At 66.9% G+C, this 19,897-nt stretch carries 19 protein-coding genes; 5 read left to right on the top strand and 14 right to left on the bottom strand.

The annotated features are described in order from the left end of the window. The first annotated feature begins 4 nt into the window (after positions 1 to 4). From TMO_RS09480 to TMO_RS09465, 4 genes are all read left to right on the top strand, one after another. Positions 5 to 730 (top strand): tetratricopeptide repeat protein, encoded by a 726-nt coding sequence (locus TMO_RS09480; RefSeq protein ID WP_014745403.1) that lies wholly within the window; start codon positions 5 to 7, stop codon positions 728 to 730. Then, positions 727 to 2,103 carry a PQQ-binding-like beta-propeller repeat protein gene (locus tag TMO_RS09475; protein WP_014745402.1) on the top strand — a complete coding sequence of 459 codons (1,377 nt, stop codon included), beginning with the start codon at positions 727 to 729 and terminating at the stop codon, positions 2,101 to 2,103. The genes TMO_RS09480 and TMO_RS09475 overlap by 4 nt, the downstream gene beginning before the upstream one ends. A gap of 174 nt (positions 2,104 to 2,277) precedes the next feature. Beyond that, complete coding sequence (gene der / locus TMO_RS09470; protein WP_014745401.1) at positions 2,278 to 3,837, top strand: ribosome biogenesis GTPase Der; 1,560 nt, start codon at positions 2,278 to 2,280, stop codon at positions 3,835 to 3,837. A 4-nt stretch (positions 3,838 to 3,841) separates the two neighbouring features. After that, the gene (locus tag TMO_RS09465) at positions 3,842 to 4,831 is read left to right on the top strand and encodes a threo-3-hydroxy-L-aspartate ammonia-lyase (RefSeq protein WP_014745400.1); all 990 of its coding nucleotides are present in this window, start codon (positions 3,842 to 3,844) and stop codon (positions 4,829 to 4,831) included. A 260-nt stretch (positions 4,832 to 5,091) separates the two neighbouring features. On the opposite strand, the gene TMO_RS09460 is transcribed toward TMO_RS09465, so the two are convergent. Beyond that, positions 5,092 to 5,547 carry a hypothetical protein gene (locus tag TMO_RS09460; RefSeq protein WP_145978101.1) on the bottom strand — a complete coding sequence of 152 codons (456 nt, stop codon included), beginning with the start codon at positions 5,545 to 5,547 and terminating at the stop codon, positions 5,092 to 5,094. An 86-nt stretch (positions 5,548 to 5,633) separates the two neighbouring features. Here TMO_RS09460 and TMO_RS29305 point away from each other — a divergent pair, with 86 nt between their 5' ends. Beyond that, complete coding sequence (locus tag TMO_RS29305; RefSeq protein ID WP_014745398.1) at positions 5,634 to 6,302, top strand: TetR family transcriptional regulator; 669 nt, start codon at positions 5,634 to 5,636, stop codon at positions 6,300 to 6,302. Positions 6,303 to 6,371: 69 nt separating this feature from the next. Here TMO_RS29305 and TMO_RS09450 read toward each other — a convergent pair whose 3' ends face one another. From TMO_RS09450 to rpsF, 13 genes are all read right to left on the bottom strand, one after another. Then, a complete protein-coding gene (locus TMO_RS09450; protein ID WP_014745397.1) occupies positions 6,372 to 7,196 on the bottom strand; it encodes an SDR family NAD(P)-dependent oxidoreductase in 825 nt (274 codons plus the stop codon). Between the two features lie 46 nt (positions 7,197 to 7,242). Next, positions 7,243 to 8,733 (bottom strand): amidophosphoribosyltransferase, encoded by a 1,491-nt coding sequence (gene purF / locus TMO_RS09445; RefSeq protein WP_014745396.1) that lies wholly within the window; start codon positions 8,731 to 8,733, stop codon positions 7,243 to 7,245. 62 nt (positions 8,734 to 8,795) lie between these two features. Then, positions 8,796 to 9,563, bottom strand: coding sequence for a CvpA family protein (locus TMO_RS09440; RefSeq protein ID WP_014745395.1), 768 nt, complete (start codon positions 9,561 to 9,563; stop codon positions 8,796 to 8,798). A gap of 56 nt (positions 9,564 to 9,619) precedes the next feature. Next, entirely contained in the window at positions 9,620 to 11,092 is a 1,473-nt protein-coding gene (gene radA / locus TMO_RS09435; RefSeq protein WP_014745394.1) for a DNA repair protein RadA, read from the bottom strand. A gap of 36 nt (positions 11,093 to 11,128) precedes the next feature. Beyond that, positions 11,129 to 11,908 (bottom strand): ABC transporter ATP-binding protein, encoded by a 780-nt coding sequence (locus TMO_RS09430; protein ID WP_014745393.1) that lies wholly within the window; start codon positions 11,906 to 11,908, stop codon positions 11,129 to 11,131. A gap of 34 nt (positions 11,909 to 11,942) precedes the next feature. Then, positions 11,943 to 12,716, bottom strand: coding sequence for an MlaE family ABC transporter permease (locus TMO_RS09425; protein ID WP_014745392.1), 774 nt, complete (start codon positions 12,714 to 12,716; stop codon positions 11,943 to 11,945). Continuing rightward, entirely contained in the window at positions 12,713 to 13,939 is a 1,227-nt protein-coding gene (gene alr / locus TMO_RS09420) for an alanine racemase (protein WP_014745391.1), read from the bottom strand. Before alr ends, TMO_RS09425 begins: the two co-directional genes overlap by 4 nt. After that, positions 13,936 to 15,519: a replicative DNA helicase gene (locus tag TMO_RS09415; RefSeq protein ID WP_014745390.1), complete on the bottom strand. Its 1,584-nt coding sequence runs from the start codon at positions 15,517 to 15,519 to the stop codon at positions 13,936 to 13,938. Before TMO_RS09415 ends, alr begins: the two co-directional genes overlap by 4 nt. A gap of 161 nt (positions 15,520 to 15,680) precedes the next feature. Further along, a complete protein-coding gene (locus TMO_RS09410; RefSeq protein WP_014745389.1) occupies positions 15,681 to 16,922 on the bottom strand; it encodes an SAM-dependent methyltransferase in 1,242 nt (413 codons plus the stop codon). A 430-nt stretch (positions 16,923 to 17,352) separates the two neighbouring features. Then, on the bottom strand, positions 17,353 to 17,922 hold the full coding sequence (gene rplI, locus TMO_RS09405) for a 50S ribosomal protein L9 (RefSeq protein WP_014745388.1): 570 nt from the start codon (positions 17,920 to 17,922) through the stop codon (positions 17,353 to 17,355). A gap of 22 nt (positions 17,923 to 17,944) precedes the next feature. After that, the gene (locus TMO_RS09400) at positions 17,945 to 18,898 is read right to left on the bottom strand and encodes a hypothetical protein (RefSeq protein WP_014745387.1); all 954 of its coding nucleotides are present in this window, start codon (positions 18,896 to 18,898) and stop codon (positions 17,945 to 17,947) included. 160 nt (positions 18,899 to 19,058) lie between these two features. Next, entirely contained in the window at positions 19,059 to 19,334 is a 276-nt protein-coding gene (rpsR, locus tag TMO_RS09395) for a 30S ribosomal protein S18 (RefSeq protein ID WP_014745386.1), read from the bottom strand. Between the two features lie 32 nt (positions 19,335 to 19,366). Continuing rightward, positions 19,367 to 19,819: a 30S ribosomal protein S6 gene (gene rpsF, locus TMO_RS09390; RefSeq protein WP_014745385.1), complete on the bottom strand. Its 453-nt coding sequence runs from the start codon at positions 19,817 to 19,819 to the stop codon at positions 19,367 to 19,369. Positions 19,820 to 19,897 lie beyond the last annotated feature (78 nt).

Raw genomic sequence — 19,897 nt, 5'->3', positions numbered from 1 at the left:
GGGCGTGTCGGAACAGTTCATCCGCGAGATCGAAGAGGATCTGCGTCGCGACAAGGCCCTGAAGCTGTGGAAACGCTTCGGACCCTGGATCATCGGCGCCGCGGTGCTGGTGGTGGTGGGCGTGGCCGCCGATGTCGCCTGGCGCGCCTGGGAAGAAAACCGCCGCAACGAACAGGCCTCCGCCTATGCCGCGGCTGAGGCGCTTGCCGCTTCGGGCAAGCCGGATCAGGCCGCGTCGGCGTTCGAGGCGCTGGCCGCCGATGCCGAAAGCGGCTATGCCGGTCTCGCCCTGATGCGCGCTGCCGAAGCCAGGCTCACTGCCGGGGATCGCGACGGTGCCCAGGCCGGGTTCGAGGCCGTGGCCGCCCGTGGCGACCTGGATCCCGCTCTCAAGGCGACCGCGACGCTCAAGGCTGCATCGCTGGCCATCCGCACCGAAACGCCCGATCAGATCCGCGCCCGCGTCTCGGGCCTGATCGACGGCGAGGAGAACTGGCGGCCGCTCGCCGAAGAACTGGTGGCACTCGCCGCCTTCAAGGCCGGCGACACCCAGCGGGCGGGCGAGATCTTTGCGCGCCTGGCCGACGACGCCGATGCGCCGCAGGATCTCCGCGGCCGTGCCGCCTCTTACGCCCGCGTGCTCGGAGCCCCCATCGCTTCTGAGGCCGCAGCCGAGGCTGCCCCCGCCGATGCCGCATCGACCGACGCAGATCAGGAGCCTGCGAAATGACCAGTCTTCGCCCCGGACGGCAGGTGGATGCCGTCCGTCGCCCGTCGCGGCCGGTGCGCGCAGCGGGTGTTGCGGTGTTGACCGCGATGCTGCTGTCGGGTTGCGGCAGCTGGTGGGGATCGGATGACAAGCCGGCGCTGCCGGGCGAGCGAATCGCCGTGATGCCGGAAAAGGCCGACATCCGGATCGATCCGGCGGTTGCGTCCGAAGCGATCACTGTACCGCCGGCCTGGCAGAACGGCGAATGGCCGCAGACCAGCGGCTACGGCAACCACGCCATGCATGCGCTGGCCGGCCCGGAAACCCCGGTCGAGGCCTGGCGCGGGGATGCCGGCGTGGGCTCTGGCGGGGCCAAGCGCCTGATGGCCCAGCCGGTGATGGCCGATGGTCGGATCTATGTGCTCGACGCCGATTCGAATGTCGTGGCACTCGATGCCTCGACCGGACGCGGGGTCTGGTCGGTGGAGCTTGCGCCCGACAGCGATCTGCTGGAGGGCGCCTATGGCGGCGGTCTGGCGATCGCCGACGGGCGGATCTACGCCGCGACCGGCTTTGGTGACGTGGTGGCGCTCAACCCCGCCGACGGTGTCGAGCTGTGGCGGACGTCGATGCATACCCCATTCCGTGCGCCGCCGGCGGCGGGTGAGGGCCGCGTCTTCGTGCAGAGCTTCGACAATCAGTTGATCGCCCTTGCCGGCGACAGCGGCCGCGAGCTGTGGCGCCATGGCGGCGTGCCGGCGACCCAGATGATCCTGGGCGGGGCGGCCCCCGGCGTTCTGGGCAATCTGGTGGTTGCGGCCTATTCCAGTGGCGATCTGGTGGCGCTGCGCGGTGACAGCGGCCGGGTCGGTTGGGCGGAGACACTCGCGGGCTTCGCCGCGGCCGGATCGTCGCTGAGCGCGCTGACCGATATTCTGTCGGACCCGGTGATCGATCGCGACATGGTCTTCGCGGGCACCGTCGGTGGCAGGATCGCGGCCTTCGACGTTCGCTCGGGCCTGCGGGTCTGGGAGCAGCCTTTCAAGGTGAATCAGACCCCCTGGGTGGCCGACACCACCGTCTATGTGGTGGTGGACTCGACCCGCCTGGTGGCGATGCGCCGCAGTGACGGCCGGGTGCGCTGGGTGGTCGATCTGCCGGCCTTCGAGGACCCTGAGGATCGCGAGGATCCGATCCGCTGGACCGGTCCGGTGCTGGCCGGTGGCCGTCTTTATCTGGCATCCAGTGCCGGCAGCCTGATGGCACTGAACCCGACCGACGGCAGCAAGACCAGCGAAACCGATGTCGGCGGGGCGGTGAACATTTCGCCCATCGTTGCCGACGGCAAGCTCTATGTGCTGCGCGACGATGCGACGCTGATCGCTTATCGTTGACGTGGGGCCCGCGCATCGTCATTGATGCGCATGAACCGATGCAGGGCGCCGACCCCGCAGGCACACGGCCTGCGGGGTCGCGTCCGCTTGGCAGCTTCATCCTGTGGAGCCGGCGGTCGTGACGACCGTGGCGGCTTCGCGACCACCTCATGTCCATTCCGGAGGTCCGCGTCCATGCTGACCGTGGCGCTGGTCGGCCGGCCGAATGTCGGCAAGTCGACCCTGTTCAATCGTCTGGTCGGGCGGCGCATCGCCATCGTCGACGACACGCCGGGTGTCACCCGCGACCGCCGCATGGGTGAGGCGCGGCTCGGCAATCTGCGCTTCAACGTCGTCGACACGGCCGGTCTCGAAGAGATCGAGGATCCGTCGGATCTGAACGCCCGCATGCAGGCCCAGACCCGAACGGCGATCGATGATGCAGATCTGGTGCTGTTCATGATCGACGGCCGCGCCGGCATCACACCTTCCGACGAGCATTTTGCCGATCTGCTGCGGCGGGTGGAGACCCCCGTCGTGGTGGTGGTGAACAAATGCGAGGGCCGGGCCGGCGATATGGGCCTCGCCGAGGCCTGGGGCCTGGGGCTGGGAGAGCCGATGCCGCTGTCCGCGGCGCATGGCGACCACACCTCGGACCTTTATGACGTGCTGTCGGCCCATGGTGCAGCCCATGCCGAGGCGCTGGAGGACGCAGCTGCCGCTGAAGCCGAGGCTGCGGCCGCCCGTCGTCGCGCGGCGGCCCGCGCCGGTGCCGAGGGTGCCGAGGCGGAGGAACTGGCCGAGCACGGCCCCCGCGAAGTCGGCCTCGATGATTTCGACGATGACGGCTCCGATGTCGATATCGACGAGGATGCGGACGAAGAGACCCTGGCCGCGGCCGAAGAACGGGCCATGGCCGAGATCGGCCGCCAGAAGGCGCTGCAGATCGCCATCGTCGGCCGGCCGAATGCCGGCAAGTCGACCCTGATGAACCATCTGCTGGGCGAGGACCGGGTGCTGACCGGCCCCGAGGCCGGTATCACGCGCGATGCCATTGCGGTCGACTGGCTGCATGCCGGCCGCCGTATCCGGCTCATCGACACTGCCGGCATGCGCCGGAAGGCGCGGATCGATGACCGGATCGAGAAGATGTCGGTCGACGAGACCCTGCGCGCGATCCGCTTCGCCCATGTCGTGGTGCTGATGATCGACGCCGAACGCGGGCTCGAGAAGCAGGACATGACCATTGCCCGGCTGATCGTCGACGAGGGCCGTGCACTGGTGCTGGCGGTCAACAAGTGGGACACCGTCACCGACGCCGATGCCTTCATGACCGAACTGCGCCGGCGGATGAGCCATGTGATGCCGCAGGTCAAGGGCGTACCGGTGGTGACGATCTCGGCGCTGGCCGGTCACAACACCGATCGGCTGATCGATGCCTGTTTCGACATCTACCGGATCTGGAATCGCCGGGTGTCGACCGGCCGGCTGAACCGCTGGCTGGAACGCATGACCGAGAATTATCCGCCGCCGATGGCCAACGGCCGGCGCCTGCGGTTGCGCTATATCACCCAGATCAAGACCCGTCCGCCCGGCTTCGCGATCTTCGTGAGCCAGCCGAAGGAACTGCCGGACAGCTATGTCCGCTATGTGGTGAACGGTCTGCGCGACAGTTTCGACCTGCCGGGTGTGCCGGTGCGCGTGGTGCTACGCACCAGCGAAAACCCCTTCGCCGACCGCAAGAAGAAGAGGTGACGACATGACCGGTCTCGCCATCGGTATCGAGGATGTCCGGGCTGCGGCAGCGCGGCTGGAGGGAGTTGCCCACCGCACGCCGGTGCTGACTTCTGCGACCGCCGATGCGATGACCGGCGCACGCCTGTTCTTCAAGCCCGAGAACCTGCAGCGGATGGGGGCCTTCAAATTCCGCGGTGCTTATAATGCACTTGCGAAACTGAAGGCAGAGCCCCGCCCCCCGCGGGGCGTCGTCGCTTTCTCGTCGGGCAACCATGCCCAGGCGGTGGCGCTGGCGGGGCGCCTTCTCGGGCTGGAGACGGTCATCGTCATGCCGTCCGACGCACCGCTGATCAAGCGTCAGGCGACGGAAGGCTATGGCGGTGAGGTGGTGGCCTATGACCGCTACACCCAGGACCGCGAGGCCATCGGGCGCGAGATCGCCGAAGAGCGCGGCCTGGTGCTGATCCCGCCCTTCGATCATGCCGATGTCATGGCCGGGCAGGGAACCGCCGCACTGGAGCTGTTGCAGGATGTGATGGCGATGCCCGATGCAGGCGGGCTGGACTTGCTGTTCGTCTGTGTGGGCGGTGGCGGGCTGATTTCGGGCTCCGCGGTTGCGGCAGCCGCCCTGCAGCCGGGCTGCCGGGTGATCGGGGTGGAACCTGCCGCCGGAGACGATGTCCGCCGCAGCCTCGCAGCCGAAGAGATCGTCTCCATCCCCACGCCACAGACCATTGCCGACGGTGCCCAGACCGCAGCCCCCGGCCGGCTGACCTTCCCGGTGATCCGGGCGCTGGTCGATCAGGTGATCACGGTCGAGGATGCCGCCCTGGTCGAGGCGATGCGCTTCTTTGCCGGGCGGATGAAGCTGGTGGTGGAACCCACCGGCTGCCTTGCCGCCGCGGGCGCATTTTCCCGCGCCATCGACATTCACGGACAACGCGTCGGCGTGATCCTGTCGGGCGGAAATGTCGATCTGGGGCGTTTTGCCGAGCTGATCGGGCAGGGCTGACCGGCTTCGGCGGCGTCTGCAGTCTTTCCCATATTATGCAATAATGTTGTTCTGGCAGCGGATGCCCGCGCTATTACACTACTTTCACGTGCTTTTCGTGCGGGCGATCGCCGTGAACGGGCAGGAATAAGCGTCGAACGCACCCATTATCATGGTCTTCGCGCGCAGATCCCGTCGGATTCACATAACATATACGCCGCGATTGTCGCAGGGCGGGGGCGCCGCCTGCGTTCGCCGGTATCGTGTGGGCAGAAGGCCGGTCAGCTCCACCCCTGATCGCGATCATTGGGTCGGATCAGGATCGTGACGGTCTCTGACGCCTGTTCGATATCGAGAAAGCGGAATGCCGACGACCGGTCCTCGGATTCGGGCGGCAGGTCGTTGATCACTCGCAGCAGTTCCTCCGGAAGGGAGCCAAGCCGCCCGCCAACCGATGTGTCCCCCGCTTCGGCCGCCGACAGCAAACTGGCGGCGAGTTCCAGAAGTTCCCGCGTGTTCAGTCGCGTCGGTCGCACCTGCCCGGCCTGCGTTCGGCCGTGCGCGTCCTGTTCGGGCATTGCCTGTCGTCCAAATTCTGCGCCGTGGCGGCAAAAACCCTCATCAGCGCAGCCCGAAAGCTGTACCTGAACGCTGGGGTATGCGCCGGCATCGGGGAGGGAGAGGATGTCCGCCGGCTCTGCGGAATTGCGCCACCTGCCGTAGATCGACGGCAGCACCACCCGTCGTCTGAAACCTTAGATGTCCATCCCAGGACATGTCAACAGGTGTTTGCATAACTTGAAGTTGATTTGATGAAGAAGTGATGTCAGATAAAGAGAGCAGGCCCCGCAACAGCGAGGCGACCAAAGCGGCGATCCTCGATGCGGCGCGCCACGCCTTTGCCGCGAACAGCTATGACACGGTCGGCCTGAGGGAAATCGCCCGGGCGGCGGACGTCAATGTTTCGCTGGTCATCCGCTATTACGGATCAAAGGAACGCTTGTTCGCGGTATGCCTGGGCGACGCGGCCTTCGATGCCCTGCTGCGCGACGTCCCGCGCGAGAGGCTGGCACGGGTTCTGACCCGCCTGACCGTGATGGCCGGCCGGCCCGGCGTGCTATCGGCTGCGCTGACGGAAGAACATGGGCGCGAGGCGGTCGATCACGAGATCGATGCTGCCGTTCTGGCTGCCTGCGAGCGGGTCAGCCGGATCCTGATGAGCTCCATCAACAGCCGGGCGGCCATGCCGCTGATCCGTGAACGGCTGGAGGCGGATGTTCTGGACCATCTGGTGGAGCGGATCGGCGGCACCCATGCTCGGGAGAAGGCGCGGCTGGCACTGGCACTGATGGTTGGCGTGGCGCTGGTACACGGCGTGCTGGATGACGGCAGCCCGACCTCGGGGGCAGCCCATGGCGACGGCAAACCGCCTCAGCTTCGCCTGACCGAAGATCTGATGCGCGCGATCATCGAACAGCTTCCCGGCGCCTGACGGTTGACCACGAAAAAGGGGCGCCGTCAGGCGCCCCGGAAGTTCCGTCGGTCTGGTGCAGTGCGCCGGTCAGTGGCAGCCGCAACCGGGACCATGATCATGGCCATGATGGTCGTGACCATGATGGTCGGGGCCATGAGCCGGTGCCTGAGGCGCGGTCTGGGCCACGAAGATCTCGCCATTGGCGGTCAGGCCGGGCAGGGCCAGATCGACGAACAGCTCGGCGATCGCCTCTGGCGGGGTCTGGAGGTCCTTTTCCTCCCCCGGATAGGCGGTGGCGCGCATACGGGTACGCAGGGCCCCCGGGTCGACCAGATTGGCGCGGATGCGGCTGTTCTCGATCTCCATCGCCCAGGTCTTGACCATGGCCTCGAGCGCGGCCTTGGAGGTGGCATAGGCACCCCAATAGCCGCGGATCCGGCGGGCGGCGCGCGAGGTGACGAAGATCGCGCGGCCGGCCGTCGACAGCTTCAGCAGCGGCTCGCAGTTCCGGATCAGCCGCTGATTGGCTGAGACGTTGACGGTCATCACCCGATCCCAGTCGCGCGGCTTCTGCTGCGACATGGGCGAGATGTTGCCGAGCAGCCCGGCATTGGCGACCAGGATGTCGAGCCGGCCGAAACGTTCGTAGATCTGCTGGCCCAGGCTGTCGAGCTTGTCGAGATCGGCCAGATCATGCGGCACCAGGGTCGCAGTGCCGCCCACGGCCTTCACCCGGTCGTCGGTCTCTTCCAATCCGCCGACGGTACGGGCAAGCAGGATGACATGGGCACCGGCCATGGCATAGCGTTCCGCAACCGCTGCACCCAGACCGCGCGACGCACCGGTGATCAGGGCGATCCGGCCCTTGAGCGGGCGATCGGTGGGGGCGGCGGGCTGGATGTCTTCGGTCATCGGTCGCGCTCCGGAAGCTCTGGGGGGCGGCAGCTGCGGTGTCGGCTCAGGCGAAGTCGCTGCGCAGGCGGAACTTGGCGTCGCTGCCGTCCACCTGGCCGTCGGTCAGCGGCAGGGCATAGTCGCCGGTGAAGCAGGCATCGCAATACTGCGGCTGAACCGGATTGCGGCCCTCTTCACCCATGGCACGGTACAGCCCGTCCATCGAGATGAAGGCCAGGCTGTCGGCATTGATGAACCGGGCCATTTCTTCGATGTCCATGCGCGCCGCCAGCAGCTTTTCGCGGCTCGGCGTGTCGACGCCATAGAAGCATGGATGGGTGGTGGGCGGCGAGGCGATCCGCATATGAACCTCGGCCGCACCGGCCTCGCGCACCATGTTCACGATCTTGGTCGATGTGGTGCCGCGCACGATGCTGTCGTCGACCAGCACGACCCGCTTGCCCTTGATCATCGGCACATTGGCGTTGTGTTTCAGCTTCACGCCCAGATGCCGGATCTGATCGGTCGGCTCGATGAAGGTCCGGCCGACATAGTGGTTGCGGATGATGCCGTAATCGAAGGGAATGCCGCTCTGCTCCGAGAAGCCCAGCGCCGCCGGCACGCCGCTGTCCGGCACCGGCACGACCACGTCGGCCTCGACGATGCTTTCCAGGGCCAGCTCACGACCGATGCGCTTGCGCGCCTCGTAGACACTGACATTTTCCAGCACGCTGTCGGGGCGGGCAAAATAGATGTGCTCGAAGATGCAGAACCGGCTGGCGGTCTTCGGGAACGGCTTGATCGAGCGCAGGCCGCTCTGCTCGATGACCACGATCTCACCCGGCTCAACGTCGCGGACGAATTCGGCACCGATGATGTCGAGTGCGCAGGTCTCGGAGGCCAGCATCATGGCGCCGTCGAGCTTGCCGATGACCAGCGGGCGCACCCCCCAGGGGTCGCGCACGCCGATCAGCTTGTCGCGGGTCAGGGCCACGATCGAATAGGCGCCGTGAACCTGGCGCAACGCGTCGATCAGCTTGTCCACCACATCGGTATAGAGGCTGATCGCGATCAGATGCACGATCACCTCGCTGTCCGAGGTGGACTGGAAAATGCACCCGCGCTGGACCAGCTGGCTACGCAGGGTCAGCGCATTGGTCAGGTTGCCGTTATGGGCAATCGCAAGGCCGCCGAAGGCGAAATCGGCATAGAGCGGCTGGATGTTGCGCAGGCCCGCACCGCCGGTCGTGGCGTAGCGGACATGGCCGATGCCCATAGTGCCGGCCATCTGCGCCATCAGCCGTTCATCGGCGAAAGCGTCGCCGACAAGGCCGACCGCACGGTGGGGGTGGAACTGGTCGCCGTCGTAACTGACGATGCCGCAGGCCTCCTGGCCGCGGTGCTGCAGGGCATGCAGGCCGAGGGCCACGTGACGGGCAGCCTCCTGATGGCCGTGAATGCCGAAGATTCCGCATTCCTCTCGCAGATGATCCTCATCTGCATGGACCAGGTCCCGGCCGTCGGGCCCGGATCGGAAGGGATGGGTGATGATCATCGCCTCGCACCGATTTCGACGACCGTCTTGGGACTTGCGGTCGCTCCGTCAGCCGGATGCGGTCAGTTGCCCTGGCCTTGCGTACCCTGGCCGCCCGCAGGTGCGGGCTCGATCGCATCGAGCAGGCGGTTCATATCATGTCTCTGCCCTTCGCCGTAACCGATTTCACCGCCGGAGGGGGTTGCACCTGTCACATTGCCCGAGGGGTTGTTCTGCGCAGGAGCCGTTCCAGGCGCAGTGTCGCGCGGCATGCCGGGCATCGCACCGCCCAGCGTGCCGCGCACCGCATCGCCTGCGGCGCCGGCCGCAGCGCCCGCCGCCTGGTCTGCGCGCTCCAGGAACTGGCTGCGCATGCGCTCGGGCACCAGTTCCTGAATGATCCGCGCCGCTTCGACCACCGCGGGACGGGTTTCCGATTTCCGAACCCATTCGGGCTCGCCATTCGGGCCCCAGACCCAGAGCAGGCCCAGATAGATGGCTGCCATCACCGCCAGGCCGCGGGCGACACCGAAACCGGCGCCGAGCAGGCGGTCGAGGAAGGTGAAGGGGCTGCCCGAGACCACGTCGCCGATGGCACGGGTGATCACCGACAGGATCAGCAGCGAGACCAGAAAGATGACCGCGATGGTGGCGATGTCGCCGGCGGTCTCGCTGGCGATGAAGTCATCGGCAAGCGGGCGCAGCGGATCGAAGAGATAGGCCGTGATCAGCGCGGCGCCGACCCAGGCGACGATCGACAGCACCTCGCGTACGAAGCCGCGGATCAATGCCACCAGGGTCGAAAGTGCGACGATGGCGAGCACAACCACGTCGGCGAGCGTCAGGGACATCCGGGTCTTCCTTCAACAGGGGCGGACGGCGGGGAGGGCAGGGAGGCCCGCTTCCGTCAGTCGATCGTTCCGCGCGGCTGGCCGCGCCGGCCGGGCCGGGCAGCGCCGTCCCGGTCGCCGGCCTGATCGCCGGCAGGTTTGGGGGCGTATTCGCCATTCGGCCCCACGAAGAGTTCCACCAGTTCGGCCAGGCGCTTCAGCGGCCGGATCTCGACCGGCATCTGCCGGCCGGCGCCGGCCTTGGGAACGAAGGCGCGGGTAAAGCCCAGCTTGGCGGCTTCCTTGAGCCGCGCCTCCATCTGCGAAACCGCACGCACCTCGCCCGACAGCCCCACTTCGCCCAGCACCACCGTTTCCTTGGGCAGGGCCCGGTCGGTGAGCGACGAAAGCAGCGCTGCTGCAACTGCGAGATCGGCTGCCGGTTCAAGGATGCGCAACCCGCCTGCAACGTTCAAGTAGACGTCGTTCGACCCGAGCGAAAGGCCGCACCGCGCATCGAGCACGGCGAGGATCATGGCCAGACGTCCGCCATCCCAGCCGACCACGGTACGGCGCGGCGTGCCGAGCGCCGAGGCGGCCACCAGAGCCTGGATCTCGACCAGCACCGGGCGGGTGCCTTCCAGCCCCGCGAAGACGGCGCTGCCCGAGACCTTCTCATCGCGATCACCCAGGAAGATGGCCGAGGGGTTCTCCACCTCCATCAGGCCGAGATCGGTCATCGAGAACACGCCGATCTCGTCGGTGGCGCCGAACCGGTTCTTGACGGCGCGCAGGATGCGGTAGGCATGGCCGCGCTCGCCCTCGAAGTGGAGCACGGTATCGACCATGTGCTCCAGCAGGCGGGGACCGGCGATCTGGCCCTCCTTGGTGACGTGACCGACGATGATGACCGCAATGCCGCGCCGCTTGGCCAGCTGGATCAGCTCCTGACCGCAGGCGCGCACCTGCGACACCGTTCCCGGTGCGCCTTCCAGACCGTCATGGCGCATGGTCTGGATACTGTCGATCACCGCTACCGCGGGTCTGTCCGCCGGGGTCTTCTCCAGCGTCGAGACGATGTCGCGGATATTGGTTTCGGCGGCGAGCCTGACCGACGAACCATCAAGACCCAGCCGATGGGCGCGCAGCCGGACCTGATCGACCGATTCTTCGCCCGAGACGTAATAGGCATCGACCCCATTGCCGGCCAGTGCCGCCAGGGCCTGGATCAGCAGTGTGGATTTGCCGATGCCGGGGTCGCCGCTGATCAGGATCGCCGCCCCCGGGACCAGGCCGCCGCCCAGCACCCGATCCAGTTCACCGATGCCGCAGCGCCGCCGGGGCACGACCTCGACCGGCCCGTCCAGGGTGACGAAGGACAACCCGCGCCGCGCGGAGGCCACGGCCGAACCGCGCCCACCCGCCACCGGCTGGGGCAGGACCTCTTCGACCATGGTGTTCCATTCGCCGCAGGCTTCGCAGCGCCCGGCCCATTTCGCCGCAGTGGCACCGCAGGACTGGCAGACGAAATGTGTGGTGGCTTTGGCCATCGACTGGTTTCCCGGAATCCGTCGCGCCGAAACGCGTCAGGGCCGGCGCAGTTCCATCTGGATCGGCCCGTCGGCACGACCATGGATGAACTGGTCGACATAGGGGTTGCCGCTGTGGTCGATCTCTTCCACCGGGCCGTGCCAGATGATCCGGCCCTGATAGATCATCGCCACATGGTCGGCGATCTTGCGGGCGCTCGCCATGTCGTGGGTGATGGTGATGGCGGTAGCACCCAGGCGCTTCACCTGATTGCGGATCAGATCGTTGATGACGTCGGCCATGATCGGGTCGAGCCCGGTGGTCGGTTCGTCGAAGAACAGGATGTCGGGGTCGGTGGCGATCGCCCGGGCCAGGCCGACGCGCTTCTGCATGCCACCCGACAGTTCCGCCGGGGCCAGTTCTGCAACATCGGCGCCGAGCCCCACCAGGGACAGCTTCTCGATCGCGATCTCCCGCGCCTTGCGCCGGGCCACCCCCTTGCCCTGGATCAGGCCGAAGGCGACGTTCTGCCAGACCGGCAGGCTGTCGAACAGCGCACCGCCCTGAAACAGCATGCCCATGCCGGCCATGACCTCTTCGCGGTCGCGGGCGCCGAGCCCCATGGTCTCGCGGCCGTCGATGCGGATCGAGCCCTTGTCGGGATGGATGATGCCCAGGATCGACTTGATCAGCACCGACTTGCCGGTGCCCGAGCCGCCGATCACCACCAGCGACGATCCGGCATCGATCGAAAGATCTACGCCGCGCAGCACCTGCTTGCGGCCGAACGATTTGTGCACGTCGGCGAGCGCGATCTTCGGGGTGGCGGTGGTCATGTCGCCTGGGGCTCCTCGGGGACGGGGCTGTGGTTCAGCGCGCGAAGAACAGCTCGGTGATGACATAGTTGAAGATCAGCAGCAGGATCGAACTCGACACCACCGCATTGGTCGTGGCACTGCCGACACCCTGGGCGCCGCCGCGGCTGTTGAAGCCGTGATAGCAGCCCATGGTTGCGATCAGGAAGCCGAACACCGCCGCTTTCACGAGCCCTGAGATCACGTCCAGCGGCTCGACGAAATTGAAGGTGTTGACCAGATAGGTGGTGGAGATGAAGCCCAGCTTGTAAACGCCGACCAGCCAGCCGCCCATCACGCCGATGATGTCGGCGATCAGCACCAGTACCGGCAGCATCAGGGTCGCAGCCAGAACCCGCGGCACGATCAGGTATTTGTAGGGGTTGGTGCGCAGCGTGGTCAGCGCGTCCACCTGTTCCGTCACCCGCATGGTGCCGATTTCGGCGGCGATCGCGGCCCCCACCCGACCGGCGACCATCAGCCCGGCGAGAACGGGGCCGAGTTCGCGGGTGATCGACAGCACCACCACGCCTGCGACGGCACTTTCAGCCGAAAAGCGGGCGAAGCCGGTATAGCTTTGCAGGGCCAGCACCATGCCGCTGAACAGCGCAGTCATGCCCACCACCGGCAGGCTGTAATAGCCGATCTCCATCACCTGCCGGCCCATGGCGCGGAAATAGAAGGGCGGGGTGACCAGATGGCGCAGCACGACCAGGACGAAGAGCGTAACGCGGCCCACGGTCTCGAACAGGGAGAGCAGGGCCCGGCCGATGGCGGCAAGCGGGTTCATGGGGCGGGGTCGACCTCCGTCTGCGGCGTGGGCACGCCAATCGGATAAACCTGCGTCTGGCCCGACGTCATCGGCTGCCGGGCATAGCGGCGGCCCAGGCGGGTCAGGATCTCATAACCGATGGTACCGGCGTCTTTTGCCAGCGCATCGATGTCGCGATGATCGCCGATCAGCTCCGCCACGGCGCCGCCATGGATCAGCGGTTCCGGCAGGGTGCTGACATCCACCGTCACCAGATCCATCGACACGCGGCCGAGGATCGGGGCCCGATGGCCGGCAATCACCACCTCGCCCTTGCCTGCGGCCGACCAGGGCCAGCCATCGGCATAACCGATCGCCAGCGTCGCCACCCGCATGCCCGGCCGCGCGCGGGCTGCCGCACCATAGCCGACGCTCTCGAAGCTGTCGATGGTTCGCACCTGCAGCACCCGGGCCTTCAGACGCACGACCGGGACCATCGGGTTCGGGTGCCCGGGCACCGGATTGACACCATAGAGCGCCACACCCGGGCGACCGAGATCGAAATGGAAGTCGGGGCCGAGGAACAGCCCGCTTGAATTCGCAAGGCTGAGCCGGCCACGCCCGACTACGGCCGTCACGGCCCGGAAACGGTCGAGCTGGCGCCGGTTCAGCGGATGGGCGGGATCATCGGCACAGGCGAGATGGCTCATGGTGATCCGGATATCGACGCCGCCGAGGCGTGCCGGGTCGGCTGCGAGGGCCTTGAAGCCTGCCTCGTCGAAACCGAGCCTGCTCATCCCCGTGTCGATATGCAGGGCGGCGGGCAGCGGCCCGCCTTGGGCCTGGCCGGCGCGGGTCCAGCGGTCGAGGTCGTCGGGGCCGTTCAGCACAGGGCGGAGGTCGAAGGCCAGAAAATCCGCACGTTCTCCCTCGGCCATGCCGTTCAGGATGTAGACCGGCAGGGCATGGCGGGCGGGGTCGGGATCCGCCCGGAGCGCCCGGCGGAGCGCTGCACCTTCCGACAGATGTGCGACGAAAAGCGCAGGCGCGCCGGCCCGCGCAAGGGCGGGGCCGACGATATCCGCCCCCAGCCCGTAGCCATCGGCCTTGATTACGCCCGTGACCTCGGCAGCCGGGTTGTGCGCGCGCATCAGCCCGGTGAGGCGGGCGTGGTTCTCTGCCAGCGCGTCGAGATCGATCTCGATCCAGGCCGGCGGCGGGGCGGCGGGTGCCGCGGGCAGGGCAGTGAGCGGCGTGCTCATTCGCTCGACGGGGCGTTGGCGGCCAGCAGGGCTGCGTGGTCGCGATCCAGATTGCCGAAGCGCGTGGTGTTCAGGTCGAAATGCAGCCGCACGGTGCCGATCGGGCCGTGGCGCTGCTTGGCCACGATCACCTCCGCGACGCTGCGCGACATCTCGAACCGGCTTTGCCAGTGGGAATAGCGCTCGGCGAACTTGTCGGGCTTCTCGTCCGGGCGCTGTTTGGGCTCGGCGCGGGCCAGATAGTACTCTTCACGGAACACGAACATCACCACGTCGGCGTCCTGCTCGATCGATCCGCTTTCGCGCAGGTCCGAGAGCTGCGGCCGCTTGTCCTCGCGCTGCTCCACGGCACGCGAGAGCTGGGACAGCGCGATCACCGGCACGTTCAGTTCCTTGGCGACGGCTTTCAGTCCCTGAGTGATCTCCGACACTTCCTGCACGCGGTTGTCGGTGGCGCGCACCGCCCGCATCAGCTGCAGGTAGTCGACCACGATCATCGACAGACCGTGCTGCCGCTTGAGCCGGCGGGCGCGGGCGCGCATGGCCGGGACGGTGATCGCCGGCGTGTCGTCGATGAACAGCGGGATGCGCGACAGCTCTCGCGCCGCCATCACCACCTTCTCGAAATCCTCGGGCGACATGGTGCCGCGGCGCAGCCGGTCGGAAGGCACGCCGGCGGCACCCGCCAGAAGGCGGGCGGCCAGCTGTTCGGCCGACATTTCGAGCGAGAAGAAGCCGACCACGGCGCCGTCGACGTGTTTGGGCTTACCGCCGGCCTCTTCGGGTTCCGTCCGGTAGGCGCGCGCGGCGTTGAACGCAATGGTCGTCGCAAGCGCCGTCTTGCCCATCGACGGACGGCCCGCCAGGATCAGCAGGTCCGAGGGCTGCAACCCGCCCATCAGATTGTCGAGATCGATCAGTTCGGTGGCGACACCGACCAGGTTGCCGTCGCGCTTATAGGCCGCTTCGATCTGGTCGAGTGCCGTGCTGAGTGCCCGGTCAAAAGAGACGAAGCCGCCCTCGATCTCTCCCTGTTCGGCCAGGGTGTAGAGGCGGTGCTCTGCATGCTCGATCTGCTCGATGGCCGGACGCTCGGCGCGGCCGTCATAGGCTTCGTTCACCACCTCTTCGCCGATGTCGATCAGCGCCCGGCGGAGCGCGAAGTCGTGGATGATCCGCGCATAGTCTTCGACATTGATGATCGAGATCGCAGAGCCGACCAGGCGCGCCAGGTAGGCGGCCCCGCCGACACCGGACAGGGCGGGATCGGCGTCGAACAGCGGTTTAAGCGTTGCGGGATTGGCGATCTGACCGCGCTCCATGAAGCGCAGGATCTGGCCGTAGATCCGCTGGTGAACCGGCTCGTGGAAGTGTTCGGGGCGCAGGAAGCTGCTGACCCGATGGGTGGCTTCATTGTTGATGAGCAGGGCGCCCAGCAGCGCCTGTTCGACTTCGGCATTGTTGGGGCGGCTGCGGACCGCGAGCCCGCTGCCGGCCGCATCGGACCCTGCCGTAAGCGCCGTGGAGGCGCCGGCGGTGACGGCGGGCAGGCCGGCTGCGTCGAAATCGGTGTCGGTCATCGGCCTCGGGATCGGTGCAGAAACAGATCAGGTCGTGGGCGACCGGTGGCCGGGACGGGTTGGCCCGGCCACCGGTCGCCCACGGTCGCGATCATGCACCGGCGGGCGTCGGGATGAAAGGCTTCTGAGGGCAGGGACCCCTGGCGGGCCAGGGCGTCGCGTCAGCAGGCCACATGCAACTCGTGCCGACGCTCCCGCGCGGCCCATTCGCGTTCGGTGTCGGTGATGTAGTCGCGGGTCAGCGGCACGGCATCCTGGCGGCGGGCCAGCTGAACCTGGAACACCACCTGACCCCAGTGACGGAACGAGGCCTCGCAGCCTGCCAGATAGAATTCCCACATCCGGCAGAACCGCTCGTCATACAGCGCCAGGACCTCTTTGCGGTGCTCCATGAAACGCTCATACCAGTGCTTCAGCGTTTCGGCATAATGCAGACGCAGGATTTCGACATCGGTGACGACCAGTCCGGCGCGCTCGATCGCCGGCATCATCTCCGAAAGTGCCGGGACATAGCCGCCGGGGAAGATGTATTTGCGGATCCAGGAATTGGTGACGCCGGGCCCGTCGGTTCGGCCGATCGTGTGAACCACGGCCACGCCGTCATCGGTCAGCAGGTCGTAGACCTTGCGGAAATACTCGTCATAGTGCTTCAGGCCGACATGCTCAAACATGCCGACTGACACGATTCTGTCGAAACGCTCGGAGAGGTCGCGATAATCGGTGAGCCGGAAATCGGCGCGCTGGGCGAGGCCTGATGCTTCTGCGCGGGCGCGGGCCACCTTGTGCTGCTCTTCCGACAGCGTCACGCCGACCACCTCGACATCGGCATGACCCGACAGATAGAGCCCGAGACCGCCCCAGCCGCAGCCGATGTCGAGCACCTTCTGACCCGGTTGCAGCAGCAGCTTTGCCGCCAGGTGCCGCTTCTTCTGCCGTTGCGCCGTCTCCAGATCGTCATCCGGCGTCTGAAAATAGGCGCAGGAATATTGACGGTCGGCATCCAGAAACAGCCGGTACAGCTCTTCGGACAGGTCGTAGTGATGGGCGACGTTGCGTCGCGCCCGGTTTCGCGGATTGTGCTGATAGAAGAAGTTGATCAGCCTCGTTGCCCAGACCGGCCAGTGATGGGCATGGGCCGACTGGCGGGCATAATTCTTCACGCCCAGATCGAGCAGGGTGCGCACATCCCCGTCGATGATGTCGAACTGGCCGTTCATATACCCTTCGCCGAGGGCCATCGACGGGTTGACCGCCATGCGCCGGAGCATGGCAGGGTCGTGGATCTGGATGCGGACATGCGGGGCGGTGCCGTCGCCGAAGCGGTGACTGCGTCCGTTCTCGTCATTCACAACCAGCGTCCCCGTGCGGATCAGTCCGCCGAGGAAGGTCAAACCGGATATCACGGTCAATCGCCTCCGTCAGGAGCCGTGACCGGGCCGTGGCGAAAGACGCCGGGTCTGTGCGGGGGCAACTCCACGCGTGCGGATGCCGGAAACCGTGCGGGAGGAGCACGGGCCGGGTATTGTGGGTCAGCCGACGCGCGGGGGATGGTCCGACGTCGCTCGCCGGTCCGGGCCGGCGTATTTTAGACACGTTCCAATCTTATGCCCCTTCAAAAGCGCCCGTCAAATGTCTACGGACTTGATGTGCTGCACTGTTGAATTTTTGCCACAGCATCCGGATGGGGCAGATCGGTCGTAAAATCCGCAGGTCCTGTTGCGGTTCCAGAAAGCCGGTCTGTCAAAACGATACGGCCGCGTCCCGGATGTACCGGAACGCGGCCGCATGTGTCGGCCCCAAGGGGTCCCGACGGGCTGTCCGGGCGGAAGAGGATCAGACCTCTTCCTCCTCCTCAACCTCGTCGGCCTGATAGGCAGCGCTTTCCTCGGCGAGCTCATAGGCGTCGTCGAGCTGCTCGTCGGCCTCGGCCGCACGGCGCTGCTGGTTCAGGAAGTCGTCCATGCTGCGGACGACGATGATGGTCACGTCGACCACAACGTCGGGGTGCAGCGAGATGGAGACGGTCTGAGTGCCCAGGGTCTTGATCGGCTCGCGCAGCTGAACCTGGCGGCCGTTGATTTCGAACCCGAACTGCTCCATCGCAATCGCGACGTCGCGGGCGGTGACCGAACCGTAAAGCTGGCCGTTGTCGGCCGCCTGACGGACGACCGGCAGAACCTGGCCGGTCAGCTTCTCGGCCAGCACCTCGGCCTCGCCGCGACGCTGATCGTTCAGCGCCACCAGGGCCTTCCGCTGGGTCTCGAAATAGCTGAGGTTCTCCTTGGTCGCGCGCATGGCCTTGCGCTGCGGCAGGAGGAAGTTGCGCGCATAACCCGGGCGGACCTTCACGCGGTCGCCGATCTGGCCCAGGTTCTGAATGCGCTCAAGCAGGATCACTTCCATCGGATGTACTCCTAAGGCTGTGTCAGGCGGCACCGGAGCGACGGCGCAGCCCGGCCCAACGTTCGACGAAGCCCAAGACAAGGATCAGCAGGATCGGCCAGTACAGCATCAGTGCCAGCAGATAGACCGCAGCGAGGATAAACCCGCCGCCGCGGACACCGCGGGCAAGCCCGTGTGCCACACCCAGACCGAGGACCAGATAGGGCATCGCGGCCAGCACCGCGGCAACTCCGGCAAAGAGGCCGAAATCACCGTCGCCGCCGGTGGCGATGGTCAGTGCGACGCCGGCGACCAGCACCCAGCGAACCGCCTCGGGCGGATCGAAGGAGGCAAGCGGCGGCACGGGCCGCATCGATCCCCCGAGCAGCCGGTCCGCGGCGAAGCGGCCGAGCATGCCGGAAAGGACCATCTGCACCACCCAGAAACACGCGGCGAAGGCGACGAAACGCCCCGCCAGACTTTCGGCCAGAACCGCGGCATTCGCCGTGGCGGCATCTGCCGCCATCAGCTCGATCAGCGGTTCCAGCGTCCGCGCGACCTCGCCGCGCAGGCCACCCTCGGCACCGGCTGCGAACAGCCATCCCCCGGCAACCAGCGCGCCGGCGAGCGCGATGGCCACCGTCATCAGCCGTCCTGCCGGGTACCATTCGGTTCCCCCCGCACCATCGGGGCGGGAAAGCAGGGCGAAACGGGCGATGACAAGCACGGGCAGCGCGGTGACCACCGCAAAGCCCAGGCCGTAGAGAACCTGTTCGGGCCCGGCCAGCGCCGCTGCGGTGGCGGCGCCTGCGATGGTGCCGGCCACGGCCGAAATCACCCCGCCGGGCAGCCCATAGCGGAACGCGGCGGCGAAGAGCGGTGCGGGCGCCAGATAGGCTGCGATCACGCCCAGCACCCCCGTCACGACCAGCAGGCTGCCGACGCCCGAAAGGGCACCCGCCGCCAGGGTGATGGAGATGTCGCGCGACAACCGCATGGGCGTCCTGTTCCGCTATCCGCCTCCGAAGCCGGGGCACCGTTACCGGTACCGGGTCGAAGGTCGTGTTTCCGGGACCATCCGGACCTGATCAGTCGGTCGGTCCATCGGATCCCGTCGATCACCGTCTTGAGCGGACGGCGTCGGAAGGGCTGATGGGTTACTGCACCACGAAGGGCAGGAGGGCGAGAATGCGCGCGCGCTTGATGGCGCGGGCGAGCTCACGCTGCTTCTTCGCGGACACGGCCGTGATCCGGCTCGGCACGATCTTGCCCCGCTCCGAGATGTAGCGGCTGAGCAGCTTCACGTCCTTGTAGTCGATCACCGGCGCATTCGCACCGGAGAACGGGCAGGTCTTCTTCCGGCGGAAGAACGGGCGACGCTGGCCCTGAGCCGCCGGAATCGTGACGGCGCTCTGCGACTTGTTGGAAGCCATGACGATCTATCCTCGCGATTTCTGATACAGGATCAGCGGTCGGCGCGCTCACGACGCTCGAAGCGGTCGCCGCGATCACCACGATCGCCGCGATCACCACGCTCGAAGCGGTCGCCGCCACGGCGCTCGCCACGCTCACCGCGTTCGCCACGCTCACCGCGGCCACGGCTCTGCATCATCACCGAGGGCTCCTCGGAGACTTCGTCGACGCGCACGGTCAGATAGCGGAGCACATCTTCCTGGTAGCGGAGCATGTACTCGATCTGAACCAGTGCCTCGGCCGAGGCCTCGATGTTCAGGTGCAGATAATGGGCCTTGCGGTACTTCTTGACCCGGTAGGCGAGCTGGCGAAGACCCCAGTTCTCCTGCTTGATCACGCGGCCCTGGGCGTTCTCGAGGATGGTCTTGATATCCTCGCCCAGCTTCTCGACCTGCTGGGTCGAGGCGTCCTGACGGACGATGATCGTCGTCTCGTAGAAGGGCATATAATGGACTCCTTACGGCTTTTTCCTGCCCGACGCCCCGGTCTCCGACGATCGCCTTCCGGCGTGTCGGACCGCCCG

Origin of the sequence: Tistrella mobilis KA081020-065, assembly GCF_000264455.2 — a bacterium.
Taxonomy (GTDB): Bacteria; Pseudomonadota; Alphaproteobacteria; order Tistrellales; family Tistrellaceae; genus Tistrella; species Tistrella mobilis.
Note: the sequence above shows the minus strand (reverse complement) of the source record. Positions and strands in the feature narration are given on the sequence as shown.